Source organism: Streptomyces longisporoflavus (genome assembly GCF_014649775.1).
GTDB classification, from domain to species: Bacteria; Actinomycetota; Actinomycetes; order Streptomycetales; family Streptomycetaceae; genus Streptomyces; species Streptomyces longisporoflavus.
In genome coordinates this window covers 1-549 of the sequence record NZ_BMTR01000152.1, presented here as the reverse complement: position 1 = coordinate 549, position 549 = coordinate 1, and the positions used below count along the sequence as shown (strand labels likewise).

The window sequence follows — 549 nt, the reverse complement described above, 5'->3', positions numbered from 1 at the left end:
CTGCAAGAAATCCAAAGGCAACAGAACCATATATGTCAACCATAAACTGAATGCATATAAAAAGGAAGCCTTCCTGCTACTAACGTCTGAAGAGGGCTTGAAACACAGAAGCCAGCGACCGATAGAGCCAGAAGCTGTATTTGGGCAGATGAAGGCGGATATGCATTATAAGCGATTCAGGCATTTTGGAATGGACAAGGTTTACATGGATCTAGGATTGTTCGGAATGGGATTCAATTTGAAGAAATATTTGGGTATAAAACGATAAAACTCAATTTTGGTTGTTTTATCGTCAGGGATAACTATGCCCTTTTGTGAGCTTTGGGGCTGTTTTGTTATCGATAAAACAAGAAAAGTAAAGTTTCTATACAATATAATAAGATTCCCTTTGTGAAGAAAGACTACGATTCAACTAGAATATATAGAAACACACACAAAAAAAGGGTGCGTCACAGACTTATGACACACCCTCTTTATCTTTATATTTGAATTTTGATGTAATCTTAATTCAACGATGCATCATCTGCAAGGAAATTAATCCTTGAAGAA

The 549-nt window shown here is 36.4% G+C and carries 1 pseudogene; it reads left to right on the top strand.

Annotated features, from left to right (window positions below):
* Positions 1-247: pseudogene (locus IE226_RS45570) on the top strand (transposase); the annotation flags it as partial.
* Between the last annotated feature and the right edge of the window lie 302 nt (positions 248-549).